Origin of the sequence: Streptococcus sp. ST14 (genome assembly GCF_046098195.1) — a bacterium.
Lineage (GTDB): Bacteria > Bacillota > Bacilli > Lactobacillales > Streptococcaceae > Streptococcus.
In genome coordinates, this window is record NZ_JBJUSF010000013.1 from 41,852 (window position 1) to 58,218 (window position 16,367).

A 16,367-nucleotide genomic window follows, 5' to 3' on the forward strand; every position below is an offset into this window, starting at 1 on the left:
GTGCAACTTATTATCCGTATGTACCACCTATATTTCCGCCAACATAGGCTTTTAGCTGGATTTGTTGAACCGTAGTATTGAAATTTCCAACGAAATAGCTATTCTCTTCTCCATTTTTAGTTAGAACAACTAAAAATTGAATCACGTCATCTGATTCAGTTGGCATCACTTCCAATTGTTTAGGTTGAAAATCATACTGATTCGTCAGAAGAGCCATCGCAAAAGTTTGAACCATCGCATTCTGTGTCATAGATAAATGATTTTCGATTGTTCCCTTGACATTTGGCAGAAAATTCGTCTTTTTTATATCTGCTACTGCTTCTTCAAAGGCTTTTAACACTTCTTTTTTGTCTTCTGGGCTTGCCTCTGCATAGGGGCGTTCTAGTTTTAGCTTAGCTGTCCGATAATGCTTCTCGTCTGCTGTTTCCTCTTTGGAAGACGGCTCGTTTTGTGCGGTTCCTGAAGAACCCACCTGGGCAGCTTCTTCTATTTTAGTTTGTTGAGACGGCCTGAAACTCGATACAATCCCTATCCCTGCCAAAACCAATAGAATACCTACTACAATCGATGCAACCATATTCTCCTTTATCCAATCAATCATCTTATATACTCCTTTTAATTTGAACTTAATTTAGCTTCTCTGTCATCTGGATAAGCAAAAGAGATTACCTGTTCTTGTTGTTGTGATTTAGTCCAAATACGATAATTCCATGTATATGGAGTTTTGAACTGATCCCAACCACTCAGAGGTGTATTTTGTTCTACAAATAAGATAGAGCCATTCTCGAAAACATGACATACAATTCCAGTATGACCATATCCTCCGCCTCCTACCTGTGAAGAGAAAATAGCGCCTCTTTTAGGTGTAGTCTTAACCGAATTTCCAAATATTGCAGCCCATGCCGCCGCTTGATCTTTCCCATCTCCCTGTACTGAGCCAGAATGACCCCATAAGTGATTTCCCATGCTAATTGTAAGATTCACACATTGTCCAGCATACTCGTCACTTCCAGGATTATACCATCCTGTAGACTTGGCATAATCCATGCCTAAGCTCTTAGGATCAATAAGGAATGGTTTCAAGCTATCTGGCAAGTCTTCTGGTTTATACCCCCATGCAGTCGCATCTGAAGGGACAGTTCCCGTTCCATCGGCACTGCTACCTGACTCACCACATCCACTTTTTTCAGCTGAAGAAGACACCGTACTATCTGAAGAACTAACATCTTGTGTACTGGATCCTTCATAGGGCTTCTCACCATGAGCAGCAATAGCTTCCTTATCAAGCCACTGATACTTCGTACCCAGTTTTTGATACATATCAGTTAGTTTGCTCTTATAAGTGCCATCTGTGGCCCATCCACCATCTGCTATAGCGGATAGGCTAGCAATGCCATTTGTATTGTTTATAGCCCCTTTATAAAGTGTCTGGTGAGCCATAAACTCAGCTTTCCCTACGATCCCTGCATCGTAGCTAGAGAACCAAGTATAAGCTCCTCCTGTACCGTCTCCGACATTCGCTCCAGGCTTTGTCCCACTTAAATCAACACTATCTTCACCATACGTCGCAAGAGTAACTGGAAAATTACTTTTACTAGAGGTTTTAACACCTCCCATATTGTGAGCTTTCCAGAAGGAAGTACCATTAGGATTCGTAAAATTGAACCCATTCTCTATCATCGTTTGAGTGATAGAAGCTGAAGGTAGGAAACCTCCTGCCTTCCAAGACAGGATATAGGCTTCCTTGTGCTTTTTTACAAAGTCATCGATGGAACCATCAGCTGAAGAAACTGTGGAGTCGCCAGTTGAAGATGTTGTTTCTACAGCACCACAATCATTTCTTCCATTATTGGTTACAGCTCCCATTATCCCAACTAACATGGTTATCCCAACATTGATAATTAATAGGAGAGCCACAAAAGGAATGAGGATCTTCAGTTTAAATATTTTTTTCATGGATACCTCGCTTATTTACCATAATCCTAATATTGTTCGCAAAATTCCATAAAAAACTAAAAATACAATAAATCCTATTCCAATCTTCTTGAGACCGTTCAAAAACTCCTTATCTCGTTCTTTTTGTGCTTCCAGGCGTTTTGGATCAGATTCTCCCTCTGAAGCGAAATAATCTCTTTCTTGTTGCATGCGATATTTACGAATCAATACGTATTGATCAAATCTCTGCTTAGTCCTGGCAATCATTCCTAGTTTATTTTTGGCCATTCTGGTTTACCTTCCTTTCTTACTCAATACCGCCATAGCGCTCAACTTCAGGGGCTAACAGCTGTTGGTTAAAGACCAGATTTCCTACCCCTGCAATATTCATGAATAACTGTCCTTTCGCCAGACGAGGCAAAGTCTCTAGTTCAGACTGGTTCATTGATCCAGATAAGGCGTTAGCTAGTAGAGGAACACTGGTTTCGTCCGTCTGAGCAAAAACTCTATATTGCATCAGACCAAAAATCCTCTGGACTGCCGTTACGTACGGATCCTTATGAGTGCCAATCCCCGTCTCAAACAGAATCCCTCGCAGTGAATTAACAGACAATACAACACCAGCAAAGTTTTCGCCCATTGTATCAATCATATCGGCCAGAAGGTTGACACTACTTTCATGCTTAGGGTCAATGAGTGTCTGTGCTCCACTAATATTGACAATATAGTGCTGCATATCCATCTCCGTTAAGTCAGGACGTCTCTTCAGTAATTGCTTACAGCGTTTTCCGTTATTGACAATATCAGCTGAGACAAGTGAAAGAACAGAGAATATCTGAACATTTAACAAATGAGGGGCGTTCTTCAACCCTGAGAAGTCAAATGTTACAACTTGCTCTGAAGAGATATCTTGGAATTCTGTTGTTCCCTCGAAAATTTCTGCGTTTGTTGTCAATAGTTCGTTAAACGTATTGTAAATACGCTTAACAGCTTTGATTTCAGCCATATCCGTGCTATAACTTTGTTCTAGTCGACGTTTGTAGGCATCAACAAACAAAATGAAATCAGACAGAATAGGATACTGTTCCTTCACAATATCCGTCGCTTTCAGTTTTTCTGGATTCAACGAAGGATTTCGAGCCCACAATTCTTCTTCAATATAGAACTCATTCAAGAGGGTTCCAAATGTGATTAAATCGTCTCCTGTCACTTCATTATTCAGGAGTTTATAGATACTCTTCAGTTTCTCGATGTGAAGGTTGTAAGATTTTTTCTTATCAATTTCAGTTCCTGCCTCATTGGTTACTGTCGGAAATACCTGGAAGATATTGATACGGTTGGACTCACCTGATAAATCAAAAATCAGTCCATGTTGTTTTCGTGTCTGATCAAGAAATTGGCCAGTAGCATCAAAGTTACGAATATAATGCCCCTTCGCATAGAGACCGTCTGTGTGTTTCATAAGAAAAGATCGCTGTCCCATCTTTGGATTTCCAGATAGGATCATAAAGGATCGTGTTCTTTTCTCGTCACGTTCTAGAAAATTGAAATTTACCGCTCCATTTGTTGGAGTCCATCCAAGGTAGAAGCCCTTCTCATCTTCTAGTTTCGTATGATTAAAGAAATATCCACCAGCTATTGAGTGAGCTGGAGTCGGTATTCCTCTTCGATGATTGGGCAAATCGATCTGATATTCGGCTGGAATAAATGGGGCATGATATTCAAAATCTAATTCTCCTGATAGAATAGTGGATTTGAATTTCGACGTTTTGTCTTTGACCTCTTCAACCCTCTTGAATAATTCTTCTTTGGTTGATGCAAACACAAAGACACGAATATACATCCCGTACATAGCTATATTTTGCTTATCAATTTCACGGCTTAGTTTATTCAGATTGTCAATTTCATCTAGTTCTTTCCGATTATTGGTTAGTTTGCTATTGTTTGTAATCCGTGTTGACTTCTCTTCAATAGAGTCCTCAATCTCTTTTTGAAGCTGTCTATTATCCTCCTTGTACAGGGACAGGAAGGAACGTGTCCCAGGGATCAATAACAGTTCGGAAAGCCAAAAACGATCCATTCCTTCAGTTGGATACTCATAATAGTGTAAGACCGTATGGTATCCATCCCCACTTATCCAGGAGCGGTCATCCTTTTGAAAATCAATATTTCCTTGCGGTTGAATCTGACTAAGAAAGGCAAGGTCATATCCTTCATTTTTTAGTTGTCTTTGTCTACGTTTTGATAAATCAGGCATGCTATCTCTCCTACACTTTCTCATTCATATTGTTGTATTGCTTTATAATTTGAATTTTCTTCCTGTAGCTGATATCTTGTGGAACAAAATCATTATTTCCATAGGTTTTAGCCTTCCGAACCAATTCGTCCAATTCAGTTGTTGTAGGTGCAAATAGCCACAGTATAAACTCTGTATTATAGACTTCTTGTCGTATGCTCTCTTCAACTTTAATTTGACTTTGAAGCCAAAGCTCACGATCTTTGAGTTGTAAAAAACGTCTCTCATTTACTGATATCTTAGAGAGATCTTGTCGCACTAAATTCAAATGATGGCGCAAGTCAGAAATTTGTGTATCAGTATTTGTTGGCAAGGTTGTCGTCTCTACTTGGATATTAGGTCCAAATCGAGTTAACCAAGTTTCAAAATTTTCGATTGTACGCATCACCTCGTTATAAGACATCGACCCTAAGTCTTTACCTGGTATTTCCATCAGCTGCAAGTATCCATAATCTACTAACTGGATATAAGCCTGTCTGTTTGGAATAATTGATTTTACGTCTAACAACTCAACACAAGAATGTAAATCGAAATATTCCTGAGTATGCTTCTTCATTTCTCGAATACGTCCTAAAGGGCGTTTCTCAATATTTTTGGATGAAGTTTGTTTAATTGCCATTATGATTTTCTCCTTCTGATATAGTTCAAACTGATGTAACGTTTTCTTCTTCGTCTGAAGAAAAGAAACATACTGTGCCAATTCTTTTTACCACCGTTAGCTGGCAACACCAGATACAAACTCATAACTGGTGTTAAAAATATGAATGCGAACATTTGTATCCATTGACTTTTCGGAAAAATTCTTAATCCAACGCTTAGAGCAATTAGCCCAGTTATTCCTACAAATGTAATATCCAGAATAAGAAGTCCTATAATCTTGATTTTGGCATAAATATCTCTAGGTACACCATATTTTTCACCGTACATTAATTTCTCCTTTATATTTGTTTTGACACTAACATTATAATGAATAATCGAAAATATCTTTTAAAGGGACAATAGCATTTTTCCCATCATCCTTCAGGAATAAATTACACAAAAAGTTATATACTTTTTTACACAATAAAAGAAGCCTCAATACTGAGACTTCTTACTTAACTATTCTTAAAATTGGACCATGTTTTGGTGGTTTTTGTTCATCAATTGAAATATCTAAAGACTTCTCCAATTCATCTTTTGGCAGGGATAAATAGGAAATTAATTCATTCCTCTGAAGAATATCATTTGTAACAATCAGCTCATATACCTTTCTATAAAGGCTTGGTTTTTCAGGAATTATCTCTGTATCTAACGGCTCCTGTCTCTTCCACTTATTAAAAGCAATTTTCTTAAACAGATACAACTTTTGATCATCACTTATTAACTCTAGTTGATGTGTTCTCATAATCATAGCCTGAATAGAAACCTTCCAATATTTTTTCAACTCAATATAAAAATCTAAATTAGTAGATAACAATGACTTTAAGAAACCATTTTCAGGCAACAATAGACAAGAAGCAAAATAATTAGCTTGTTTTTCAATAACATTCTTTAATTCCTGTGATGTATAATCATGAATACTTTCAATATCTCCGTGAAGTAAAATATGTCCGATCTCATGAGCGATGTTAAATCTTCTGCGAACTGCTGATTCGCCGTTGTCTGTCAACATTATGAACGGTCTATCTCCTATCCACTCTGATACCGCATCTAGTGTTTCATCGGACATATTTGCTTCAACAATAATGACACCATTAATTTCCGCTACTTCAAGTAAATTAGAAACTGGTAAATCTATTCCAAGTCCCCAAATCTCTCTCAATTCTCTGGCTTTTTCTTCAATATCTTTATTAGTGATATCATGAATATTTTTCATTAGAATATCAGGAAGAACTAACTGGGGAAAATTCACATAGCGAGATAAAAAATCATAAATTTCTTTTTGAAATTCCAATCTCACTGCTTGCATATCTCTTATTTTCTTGGTGGATGCAGACTGACTACGAAAAAAAGTTGCTCCTTCATAAAAACTTTTTGATTCAGAAGTAAAGTAATTATATGGAAAATCTAGTTCGGCAACAATAGTCATTAGGTTATTGGCTCCTGGTTGCGTTTTACCTAATTCATAATTCGAAATCATCTGTCGGGATATCCCAGTTCGTTCTGCTAAATCTTTCTTTGTTAATCCCCTAGCTATTCTAGCTTTTGTTAATTTAGAGGGATTAAATATTCGTTGTTCCATTTACTACTCTCCTACGAAGATCTTCCGATAGCTCTGTTAATGTCAAATCTAGTTTCTTTTGGGTTGCTCGTTCTTGTTCTGTAGAAGTTATAATGCGTGGAGCATTTAAAATATCTACTTTCTCAATCCATTGTTCTGAATCAACATCAGGTAGTCCAAGCTGAACAAACTGAAGATGATGATTTAGTCCACCATAAGTGAGTAATATAAATGGGGGAGTAGTCTCATCATACTGTTTATTGATATCTTCTTGAGTAGTGAACAAATCAAACTGCTTATTCTTAATACTAGCAACACTTCTATGTAGAGCTTTTTTAGGAACAGCTCTTACACTTCTTGTTTTCACAGGGGATATAATAGCTCCCTTTGTCTCAATCATAGTATAGGTATAACCATTTCTTTTATTGTTCGTTGCAGCTATCATTTGCACGTCTACTGGCATAGATGAATCTTCTAAAACCAAACGTAGAGCGACATCTACTAAGGCTTGTCTAATATGACCATAAGTTTTACGCATTTCAGGATGTTGCAATACAGGAGTAGCATTAATCAATTCCCATAGATATCGATAGGCTTCTTTTATACTATAAGCTAATTCTCCTGCCAATCTTGGGTCGCATTCTATTTCTAAGTGACTCTGTAAAATTCCCATGTCTCTTCTCCAATCTTTAACTATTCATGTGCTATGTTAATAGTTTACCATTTTTTTAAAAAAATGTCAATATCTATAACATACTTTTACACACAAAAAGAAGCCTCAATCTTGAGACTTCTTAACTAAATCAAAGAATCCTTCTTCAGAAAGAAAAGTAATCAATTGGCCTTCTGATAGTCTTCTAAGCGCTGCATCATGCTTCTTAGACCTTTTATCTAGATCAAAAAGATTCAACTGCTTATGTCCTACAACCAATATATCTGTCCTAGATGACACATAGTTTTGCACGACAGCTCCTTTACTTTCAAAAAATCGTATGGCTTCTTCTCTAGTTAGAGGACGTAGGCTTCCTGTGATAACAATATTCTTCCCTGTTAAATCCATAATTCATCCTATTCCTCCTCTTCAGGGCTTTCAGCACCTGTGATATGACGTCCTCCCTGCATACGCTGTCCTGCTTGTTGCATCTGCTGGTTCATGTATTGCATTTGACTCATGCTCTGTTGAAACTTTTGTTGAGGAGAGTCTGGTTGTTTCGGTGGTTGTGTCGATTCTACAACTGATGGAGATGAACCTTGGGTTGGTGTCTCCATTCCTCCAGTTGGAGGAGTTGAATCTTGAGTTGGTGATGCTGATCCTCCAGTTGGATGAGATGAATTTTGGACTGGTGGCTCTGTTCCTCCAGTTAGATGAATTGAATCTTGAATTGGAGCTTCCGTTCCTCCAGTTGGAGGAGTTGAATCTTGGATTGGTGGCTCCACTCCTTCAGTTGGAAGCGATGAGTCTTGGATTGGTGGCTCCACTCCTTCAGTTGGAAGCGATGAGTCTTGGATTGGTGGCTCCACTCCTTCAGATGGAATAGTTGGATCTACAAAAGGTGCATCCGTTGTTCCAGAATCTACTGGTGACTCAGGAATGTCAACTGGTCCAGAATGACCAAGTCCAGGAACAGCATCGTTTTTCAAAGCGTTATAGGTCGCATTGTGCGCAGAGGCGGCTTTATCATCCAAATTATTTAAAACATTGCCAACTGCCCCTTTCGTATTTTGCATAGTTTCAAATGCTTTCCATTCTGCCAAATCAACCATGTTACTTACTCCACCTTTGGCCGCATTCATTAATCCCTGGTCTTTTATAGAGTTCAAAGCACCTTGAATACCACCTCCAGTTCTGGCAAGGCTATTCCCCAGAATCTGACTGCCTTTAGACAGGGCATCTGGAGCTTTTTTAGCCATATCCATACCAAATTGACCAAGCGCCATACCGCCATTAAAGACACCACCTGCTCCAGCCGCAAAGGCATTACCCATCATCATAGCACCAAGCAATTGTTGAGCTGTTTCGCTATGTCCTGTTGAAACTCCAAGCCAGCGTTCAATCATGGCCACTCCTTGCATTGCTGCAAAGAATACTCCAATATAGACAAAAGCAGCTGCAAGACACTGCTCCCACATGTTCAGCCCATCAAAAAATCCGCCAGATAGCTTCGTCACTGCTGAGACAGATAGGATTGGTAAATCTCTGAAAATCTCAAGTGTTACACGCATAATGATAACTTCAAAGAAGATTCCTGCTAAGGCACCACCAATCGTTCTTAACAACTCTTTGTATTTCTTTGAATTTGATAGGGAGCTATATCCAAGAATTGGAGAGATCATTGCTTCAATCAGAATATCAAAGATTGATTTAACGAGCTTAATGATCATGCTGACCAAGAGAACAACAAGGATAATGTACTGAAGAAACATCCCTATCCAGTTGACTTTATAGCGCATATAAACGGATTCAAAAGCACTCAATTGATTAATGACTCGGTGTTCTGTAATGCTTTCAACTCCAGTATTATTGGAATTTAACTTATGTAGGAACAAGCCCTTAATTCCTTTTATTTTATCGTCTTCCTGTATCTCCTCTAACATTTTTGGATTTGTCGTACCATAATTTGCCCCAAAATCAATCTTGGACGCAAAATCAGTCGTATCCCGCTGTGCAAGGTCATCCGTGATATTATTGACAGGGGTAGAACCTTCCTGAACAGGCTTGATATAGCCATAATCATCCATTGGAAACAACTCTGTAGAAAAATCTTTGTATATTAAGACTTTTAGGTCTACCACATTATTTTTCATAGGTTGAAGAGCCAAGGAGGAAGTTGGTTGACTACCAGATGGCGCTTCACTGGAGACCATCTGGATAGACATGGCATCCTGTGCCACTGCTGTTGAAATAGTTGTCAAAGCTAAAGGCAAAACCGAGGTTACTGCAGTTACCAAAAGGAAATTAATAATAACCCCCTTATACTTTACTGGCTTAGTAAAGACTCCTACGACGACCGACACAACCAAAATCAGAGTAAACAAGGACGTTCCTAATATCTGAAACCAGTAGAAAAATTGACCAATGACTGTCTTCTGATCCCCCAAATATCCGAAAAGCCCAAAGAGCTTGAACATATTATTAAAAACATGTTCTAGGCTGGAAGTGATTTGATAAAGAGCCTTGGCAATCCCTCCTGGCAAATAGGCTAGAAATGCCATAAATGCAGGAGTCGGTTCTAAATAGTTCCCCCAATAGGAATAGAATTCCCCCAGCTTTTTTGCATTCTCGCCTGTGAGTTTACCATCGAGATCCTTGACCTCATTCATCAAATCTGAAAAGGTTTGATAGTGCACTAAAGGTACCTTCTTTCTTTTTAAGATACCCCTATCATATTCGATAATGACAAAATCGTTTTTAAAGGGACAATGAAATTCTAACAACAAAAAAAGCCTCAAGTAATTGAGACTTTTGTACGTTAATCTGCGGTTCCGTTGAAATCATAGAAAGCATTGTCTTCTTTATAGCCACGACGTAGCTCAATGATTCGGATTTTTTTACCACCTTCAGTCAATACGACTTGATAGTAAGCACCAGCCTCTTCAGGCTTATCTGCATTATCACCAACAGCTATAGTAAAATTATCCTTTCCTTTCAGTTGACTTTCTAAACTAACAATAGTTCCTCTGAAAGAGGCTGGAATGGCCTTCACTTGTTCATCTGATAGAACACTGTACTTAACACTTCTACCGTCGTTATTCGAGATGGTTCGTTCTGCTTTATCAAACTTTAAAGTAGTTCCTACTCCACCTTCAAAATAAATACTCTCATAACTATGTTCTGGTGAAAATCCAGTATAGCTATCTTTTAGCACATTTTTAGCAATAGAATCAGGTGATTTTTGACCACATGCCCCTAGTAAAATCAAGGCTAACCCTACTAAAACAATTCTTAAAAAGTGCTTTGCTTTCATCATTTATCTCCTAACTATTCTTTATTTTATTATAGCAAACAGCTTTTTTTCTTGCAAGTGTTTATATAACTTATTGTACATCTTTTTAGATAACTTCATCCGCAAAGAAGTCGTCTCCGTCATCATAATAATCATAATCACCTTGAATGACACTAGCTACAGTTGCCTGAAATAATTCATCTGTAGAAGCAAATGATTGAGATTGTACCTTTTGTCCTTTACTGTGACGGCCTGATAGTTTGGGTGTCTCTCCATTGTTGCTAAGAAGAGGCATGGTCAAACGTTGCCTCCAGTCGATGATGTTGTTGAAGGCTGTACCTGCATCAACTGCTATTTCCTGAAGCTCTAGCTCACGGTGGGCACTTTCGACTGGAATATCTGCAAGAGTCATTGAGGTATCAAACTCCTCTTGTAAGAACATGTACTTGTAAGGGAAGCTGTTCTTGTCATGTGCGAAGATTGGATCCGTTGTGACCTTACGTCCAACATTATCCCGTCCCTTGACTCCACGTAAGATAACCGCTTCTCCTTCCTGGAGCTTCGCCAATTGCGTTGGTGTCAACAATTCTTGTTTTGGATTCTCGACAGCTACATTTGGATTAGCTTCGTCCAGGATATTGCTGGAGCGCCGTCTTCTGGTGATGGTACGTGTACCTAAGTCGGCACTAAATTTCTTATTGGTATCTGAAGATGTTGTTTTAACATAAACCTTCAATGAACAGTTGTCCATAATGGTTCGAGCAACATTTTGGCCGTATTTATCATCCAATTGCTCCAGATTTTGAATCCATAGGTAATAGAGAATGTTTTGTCCCAATCCAATAGATATTTTTGTATCCATGTGAGGAATCGCAGGGATATTTGTAAACTCATCTAAGATATGGAGAATCCGATTAATACATTTACGACCATTTGTTAATGCAAGCTCATAGTTGGCATTGAATAGCTGATCTAAGAATAACGAAACAATCCCATTATACTCTGTTCGATTTGGCGGTGTTACCAAGTAAATGACTTTCGGTTTATCTGAATAGACCAGTTCAATATCCGACTCCTGAAGAAGATTTTTAGTATCTTCTTTATTCTTAAGGACGGTTATATCGATATGATCTAAAATCGGCTTCTTGCTATACTCATCTAGTTCTAGACTATCTCCGTTTCTTCGATAGACTTTTTCAGCTGAAAATTGAAAGATTTGATCTCGAACAGGGGAATGCCCATTGTTCTTATGATTGAAATCAATCGTTACCGTAAACTGATCTGGAAGTTTAGGCTCAATGGCATAGGTCAGATAGCCTTCCCCATCGACTAAAGCTGTCGCTTGCTTTATATAATCGACTTTCTTTTCGACTTTACCCCACTTCTTCAATCCTGTAATCGTTACTTTAGCAGTTTTGTGCTTAAATTCGTTTTTAAGCTGACTGTTGGTGCTTGATCTGAACTTAACAGATAATCGACGTGGGAAGCCAACAGACTCTAAATCAATAGAGTTTTTAGAAGTCAGTTTGGCCACGTTGTCTTGCAAGAACAGATTGATTCCTGTCATCATGCTAGAGTAGACATTACCTTTAGTCTCATCACCACCAAAGTCTGAAGCACGAAATTCGATATCCGCCATTTGTCTAAATTTCGAGAATTGTTGTTGATTGACTTGTCTCAAATTATCAAAATAGACTGTGATTTTTGACTTTTTCGACACTTGTTGTTCTCTGCTTGGATTCTCGACGATTTCTCCAGCACCATCTACAAAGACTTCTTCAGACCCCATTGTCGCCAAGAATTTCGCAACGTTAGGGATCGTAATGGTATCCCAGGCATCGTCTTCACCATTTTGAACGGTTTCGTTAGCTCGATCCATCAAAGCCATTGTAAGAGCATTAAACAGGGATATAGAAGACTTACGGAAGTATTCCGCATTTCCCTTCTCTCCACCTTTTTGTTTCGGATAAATGGATTCTGCGACTGCATTGACATAGGTTTGAGTTTTCTCATAGTAGCCCTTCTTTGCGGCAGCGATGGCTAGAGCTAGCGGATTGAAAGACATAGACCAATCCATATTTTGGAAAGAAAGAACATTGACATCATAGTCACGTTGCCTCATGAGTTTGTAGGAGGCTTGATAATGTTCCCCTTTCGGGTCTGCTAGTACCATCGATGGCTGCAATTCAGCACGACTGTTGATTTCAATTGCTGGAGTAATATGACCTTCACCCTTACCTGAACGAGTCATCCCAATCCCTAACAGATTCGTCGGCTTATCTTCAATATAGTAGTAACCTGAAGGAAAAGCTAACGTGCCTAAAATCCGCTCCGCATTAGTCACGTATCGGCTCATTTTTCTATTTTGCCATAACATTTGAGTTCTCAGTGTTTGTCCTGCTAAATCATGAGTCAGTTCATGAAGTACAGGAGCTCCACCTTCACCTGGATAAGTTAAATCTTTATTGGGGATCTTTTTGTATTGACGACGAATTTCATCAATCGTCACAAAACGGTCATCTCCTTCTTCATTGTTGTTATAGTCTCGAAACTGCTCGAAGTTCACCCAGGCAGATTTCCAGGCGATAACTAATCCCAGTAAAAAGATTGGAAATGCTAAAATCGGTGCTATCAAGAAGACTTTAGCATTCAATAAACTTTGAAACAAGAGGCTGTTTAAGTCAAAGTTTACGGCCTTACTAGCATCTTTAAACGACCAAATACTAAAATAGAGAAAGCGGATTGTAGCCCTCAAAACAGTAACCAAATAATTCGTCAAGATAAAAGCAATAAAGCTAAAACCTAATCCCATATAAACGAAGCTGCGATAACTTTTAAAATAAAGAATGGGTTTCATTTCTTTATCAAAACGTTTCCGTTCTCGTTTGACAAAAGGGAGGGTATAAAATATCCTGAAGAAAACATTCCAAAGGATGAGAGAGACAAGCGCCAAGAGTTTAGGTATGAATGACTTCATCCAATTGAACAGCCCTCTAATTGATTTGAGCCATACTTTTTTCCAATCAATTTCTTTATGATTTTTCCAACCTCTTTTTATTGCCTGGCTTAGACTAGTCTTACCTGTTAATAACCTTTGATAATTTCTTAAAAAATACGGCTGGAAGAGTTTGAATAGGTAATAACCTGCGCCTCCTAGAAAAAGGAAGGTATTGATCCAACTGGCTCGAATCGCTTGGATAAGGGTATAAAATACTACTTCAAATAACTCAAACAAACGACTACCCCCTTACACCTTCCAAAAACCATTCCATTTTTCGAGTATAGAAGCTCGAAAAGAGAAATATGTGAAACTGTAGCCTTGGAGAGGCTTTCTCATAACGGTGAAAGTAACTTTCTAACCATTTCTCTCCATCCAACTGAAGAACATTCAATCGACTGGATCGACTTTGTTCTAGGTAATTGGTCACCTGAAGAGATTCCGCAATCAATTCATCAGACAGATAATTGTATTTTTGTCTTTCCATTGTTGCACTCCTTTCTTATTATCTCTTAATTCCCCTCTATTCTAAAGGATAATATCAAATTCTTTGTTAAAGGGACAAAAGATATTATTGTGCCATAAGTTATATAACTTTTTATACAATAAATAAACAACAGAAAAAGCACACAAGTGTTCTTGTATGCTTTCAATCCCTTTAGAATGGGGAATCCGCATCCATTGGTTCAGGATAGGATGTAGGAATAGAACTTTGTGTCGGCTGAGAAAAGCCTTGTTGTTCCTGCTTACGTCGGTTTGGTGCTTCCTTATTTTCAAGGAAAGTGATTCCTCCTTGTTGGTTTGGGGAAATAAACTGATACGTCCGACGTTGACCTTGTTCATCATTATATGGTCGTTGGATAATTTCTCCTTTTAAGAGGATTGGAGAGCCTTTTGATAGACTCTGAGCCATCAATTCTGCTTGTTTTCCGTATACTTGCACATGGAAGAAACTAGAAATTGGTTTATTTGTATCATCATTCATACTCGAATCACAAACAAACTCAAATTTGAAACTGGCATGACCATTTTTAGTTTGACCTACTGCATCACTTGGGATGAATGCAACACGTCCAGTAGCGATAAATACTTGCATTTTTTTCTCCTTTCAATAAAGACCACAAGAGAGTTATACCCCAGCTTGTGGTCATCCTTTCATTTTAGTTCGTCAAATTAGTTTTCTTTCGACTTACGAAGACCTGCAAGACTCAACAATCCCAAAATCATTCCCACAACTGGAAGCATGCTTGCTGATGTTCCTGTATTTGGAAGTGATGGCTGCGGTTGTGGCTTGCCTGGTTCTTTAGGCTCTGGTTTTGGAGGTTCCGGCGTTGTTGTTGTAACTTTAGCCGTCATCTCTTGTAAATTGACTGTATTGATAAAGGTATTTTCAACCTTACCAGCCTTGATGCGTTCTACCTCTAGGTAGAAATCCGCATCGAACGTGCCTTTTACACCTAAAGAATTTAGGAAATCCTGGTTAATAACATACGACCATTTGCCTTCCTTTTCGTTCCATTTAACGGTCACAATTTTCTTGAGGAAGTTAGGATCCGTATCTTGGTTCACTTCAAACAAGAAGGCATAAGATGTACCTTTGGAAATCTTCTCACCAGCTTTGATGACTTTACCATCCTTCAGGATAACGTCATAAGGTAAGATAAGGTCTTGAGCAGCTGTGTACTCTGTTCCCTTGATAATACCTTCCCACTTGCCTGTGTATCGATCATGAACCACATCCAACTGGTCACTACCGTCATATTGAAAGAGGCTATCGTGTTTGGTTGGAACGGTTACACCGTCAAGTAAGTAGCGAATATATTGGCCAATCTGCACTTCTTGGCCGTCTAGGATTTTCTTATTATCCTTTTGATCCAAAGCGTGTTTCTCTGGATTCACATCTGGTACTTCAACAGTCACGAGGTTTGACTGATAGCTGTTAGCGAAGTCAATTTGCTTAAAGCTATTTTCAACTTTCTCCCCTGCTTTAACCAGGAGCTTAGCTGGTAGATCAATCGTCACGTTTTTGTTTTTCTTAACGTAATTTTGGTAGAAACTCTTAGAATCCTTCGCTGTCCAAAGATAAAACTCACCTTTAGGATTCAAGTTCAATTCTTTCAGAATCTTATTGATTGCATCTGTACGGCCTTTGTCTGAAAGCACATGATACATATCAAAGAGACTTTTCACATCTTGTCCTGCAGCGGTCATCTTGATCTTGCTGTGGTCAACTGTGAAGGCTTTGTCTTGAACATCGTCCAGGATTCCAAACTTCTTACCAAGTGCTTCCACTGAAGCAAGTGTTTTGGTGTAAGGGCTGTAATCTGTCATCAAGCGGAAGGTCACGTTACGATCAAATGTTTTCGCACCATTGATATCCTTACCAGAGCGATCCAGAACCGATTTTACTGGTTTAGGTGGCTTCGGTGTGTAGTTCGTAACAGTGTTTGAGAAAACTTCATAGTCGTTTACTACAACCTTGTAGGTATTATCGAAAAATCCTTTATCATAGACTGGCTTCCAGGTAATCACTGGGGCATCTAGACGTTTTCCTTGATAGGTAGCAGTAAAGGTATAAGTGTTCTTTCCTGCATCATAGACAACACCCCATCCAGCTTTCTCTGCAGCTGCTTTCGTCACAGTTATATCAGGAACAGCCCCAGCTTCAAGAGGATCGATGATAGTAATCTTGTCCCCTTTTTTCAGGTTCGCATAGATATTGTCATGGGTCAATGTATAGGTCTGAGTAGCGCTTTTAGCAACTGTTTGACCGTTTGTATTGGTCTTATCTGTATCTGCTACAGATTTGCTGACAACTGGCTTATATTGTAACTTGTAGCCGTGATAACTTGCTGATAATTTCTGATTTTTCGTCTCAGAAAGAGTTTTAAGCGCCAAAGTTGGTTTGGCTGGATTCTTCGCTTCGACCAATTCAGCTGATACAGGTTCAGTCTTAACTGGCTTCACGGTTGTTTTAGTAATAGTTGCAGTAGC

At 38.7% G+C, this 16,367-nt stretch carries 15 protein-coding genes; all 15 read right to left on the reverse strand.

Annotated elements, in window-relative coordinates; translation table 11 throughout:
* Nucleotides 1–10: 10 nt before the first annotated feature.
* The gene (locus ACIY19_RS05780; RefSeq protein ID WP_409002924.1) at nt 11–601 is read right to left on the reverse strand and encodes a hypothetical protein; all 591 of its coding nucleotides are present in this window, start codon (nt 599–601) and stop codon (nt 11–13) included.
* A gap of 14 nt (nt 602–615) precedes the next feature.
* Nucleotides 616–1,956: a CHAP domain-containing protein gene (locus tag ACIY19_RS05785; protein ID WP_409002925.1), complete on the reverse strand. Its 1,341-nt coding sequence runs from the start codon at nt 1,954–1,956 to the stop codon at nt 616–618.
* Between the two features lie 15 nt (nt 1,957–1,971).
* A complete protein-coding gene (locus tag ACIY19_RS05790; RefSeq protein ID WP_001107251.1) occupies nt 1,972–2,223 on the reverse strand; it encodes a hypothetical protein in 252 nt (83 codons plus the stop codon).
* Nucleotides 2,224–2,242: 19 nt separating this feature from the next.
* Complete coding sequence (locus ACIY19_RS05795) at nt 2,243–4,192, reverse strand: virulence factor (protein ID WP_409002926.1); 1,950 nt, start codon at nt 4,190–4,192, stop codon at nt 2,243–2,245.
* Between the two features lie 10 nt (nt 4,193–4,202).
* Nucleotides 4,203–4,850: a hypothetical protein gene (locus ACIY19_RS05800; RefSeq protein ID WP_409002927.1), complete on the reverse strand. Its 648-nt coding sequence runs from the start codon at nt 4,848–4,850 to the stop codon at nt 4,203–4,205.
* Nucleotides 4,850–5,158 (reverse strand): DUF5592 family protein, encoded by a 309-nt coding sequence (locus ACIY19_RS05805; RefSeq protein ID WP_049538583.1) that lies wholly within the window; start codon nt 5,156–5,158, stop codon nt 4,850–4,852. The genes ACIY19_RS05800 and ACIY19_RS05805 overlap by 1 nt, the downstream gene beginning before the upstream one ends.
* Before the next feature lie 163 nt (nt 5,159–5,321).
* Entirely contained in the window at nt 5,322–6,452 is a 1,131-nt protein-coding gene (locus tag ACIY19_RS05810; RefSeq protein ID WP_261085707.1) for an XRE family transcriptional regulator, read from the reverse strand.
* Nucleotides 6,433–7,104, reverse strand: a complete 672-nt coding sequence (locus tag ACIY19_RS05815; protein WP_409002928.1) for a hypothetical protein — start codon at nt 7,102–7,104, stop codon at nt 6,433–6,435. The genes ACIY19_RS05810 and ACIY19_RS05815 overlap by 20 nt, the downstream gene beginning before the upstream one ends.
* Before the next feature lie 105 nt (nt 7,105–7,209).
* Nucleotides 7,210–7,491, reverse strand: a complete 282-nt coding sequence (locus tag ACIY19_RS05820) for a BRCT domain-containing protein (RefSeq protein WP_409002929.1) — start codon at nt 7,489–7,491, stop codon at nt 7,210–7,212.
* A gap of 8 nt (nt 7,492–7,499) precedes the next feature.
* Entirely contained in the window at nt 7,500–9,779 is a 2,280-nt protein-coding gene (locus tag ACIY19_RS05825; protein WP_409002930.1) for a pLS20_p028 family conjugation system transmembrane protein, read from the reverse strand.
* Between the two features lie 122 nt (nt 9,780–9,901).
* Nucleotides 9,902–10,399, reverse strand: coding sequence for a hypothetical protein (locus ACIY19_RS05830; protein ID WP_409002931.1), 498 nt, complete (start codon nt 10,397–10,399; stop codon nt 9,902–9,904).
* A gap of 82 nt (nt 10,400–10,481) precedes the next feature.
* On the reverse strand, nt 10,482–13,610 hold the full coding sequence (locus ACIY19_RS05835; protein WP_409002932.1) for a VirD4-like conjugal transfer protein, CD1115 family: 3,129 nt from the start codon (nt 13,608–13,610) through the stop codon (nt 10,482–10,484).
* Between the two features lie 4 nt (nt 13,611–13,614).
* Nucleotides 13,615–13,860 carry a hypothetical protein gene (locus tag ACIY19_RS05840; protein WP_061742871.1) on the reverse strand — a complete coding sequence of 82 codons (246 nt, stop codon included), beginning with the start codon at nt 13,858–13,860 and terminating at the stop codon, nt 13,615–13,617.
* A gap of 171 nt (nt 13,861–14,031) precedes the next feature.
* On the reverse strand, nt 14,032–14,469 hold the full coding sequence (locus tag ACIY19_RS05845; protein ID WP_409002933.1) for a single-stranded DNA-binding protein: 438 nt from the start codon (nt 14,467–14,469) through the stop codon (nt 14,032–14,034).
* 77 nt (nt 14,470–14,546) lie between these two features.
* On the reverse strand, nt 14,547–16,367 hold a 1,821-nt coding region (locus ACIY19_RS05850), incomplete at its 5' end, for an SspB-related isopeptide-forming adhesin (protein ID WP_409002934.1).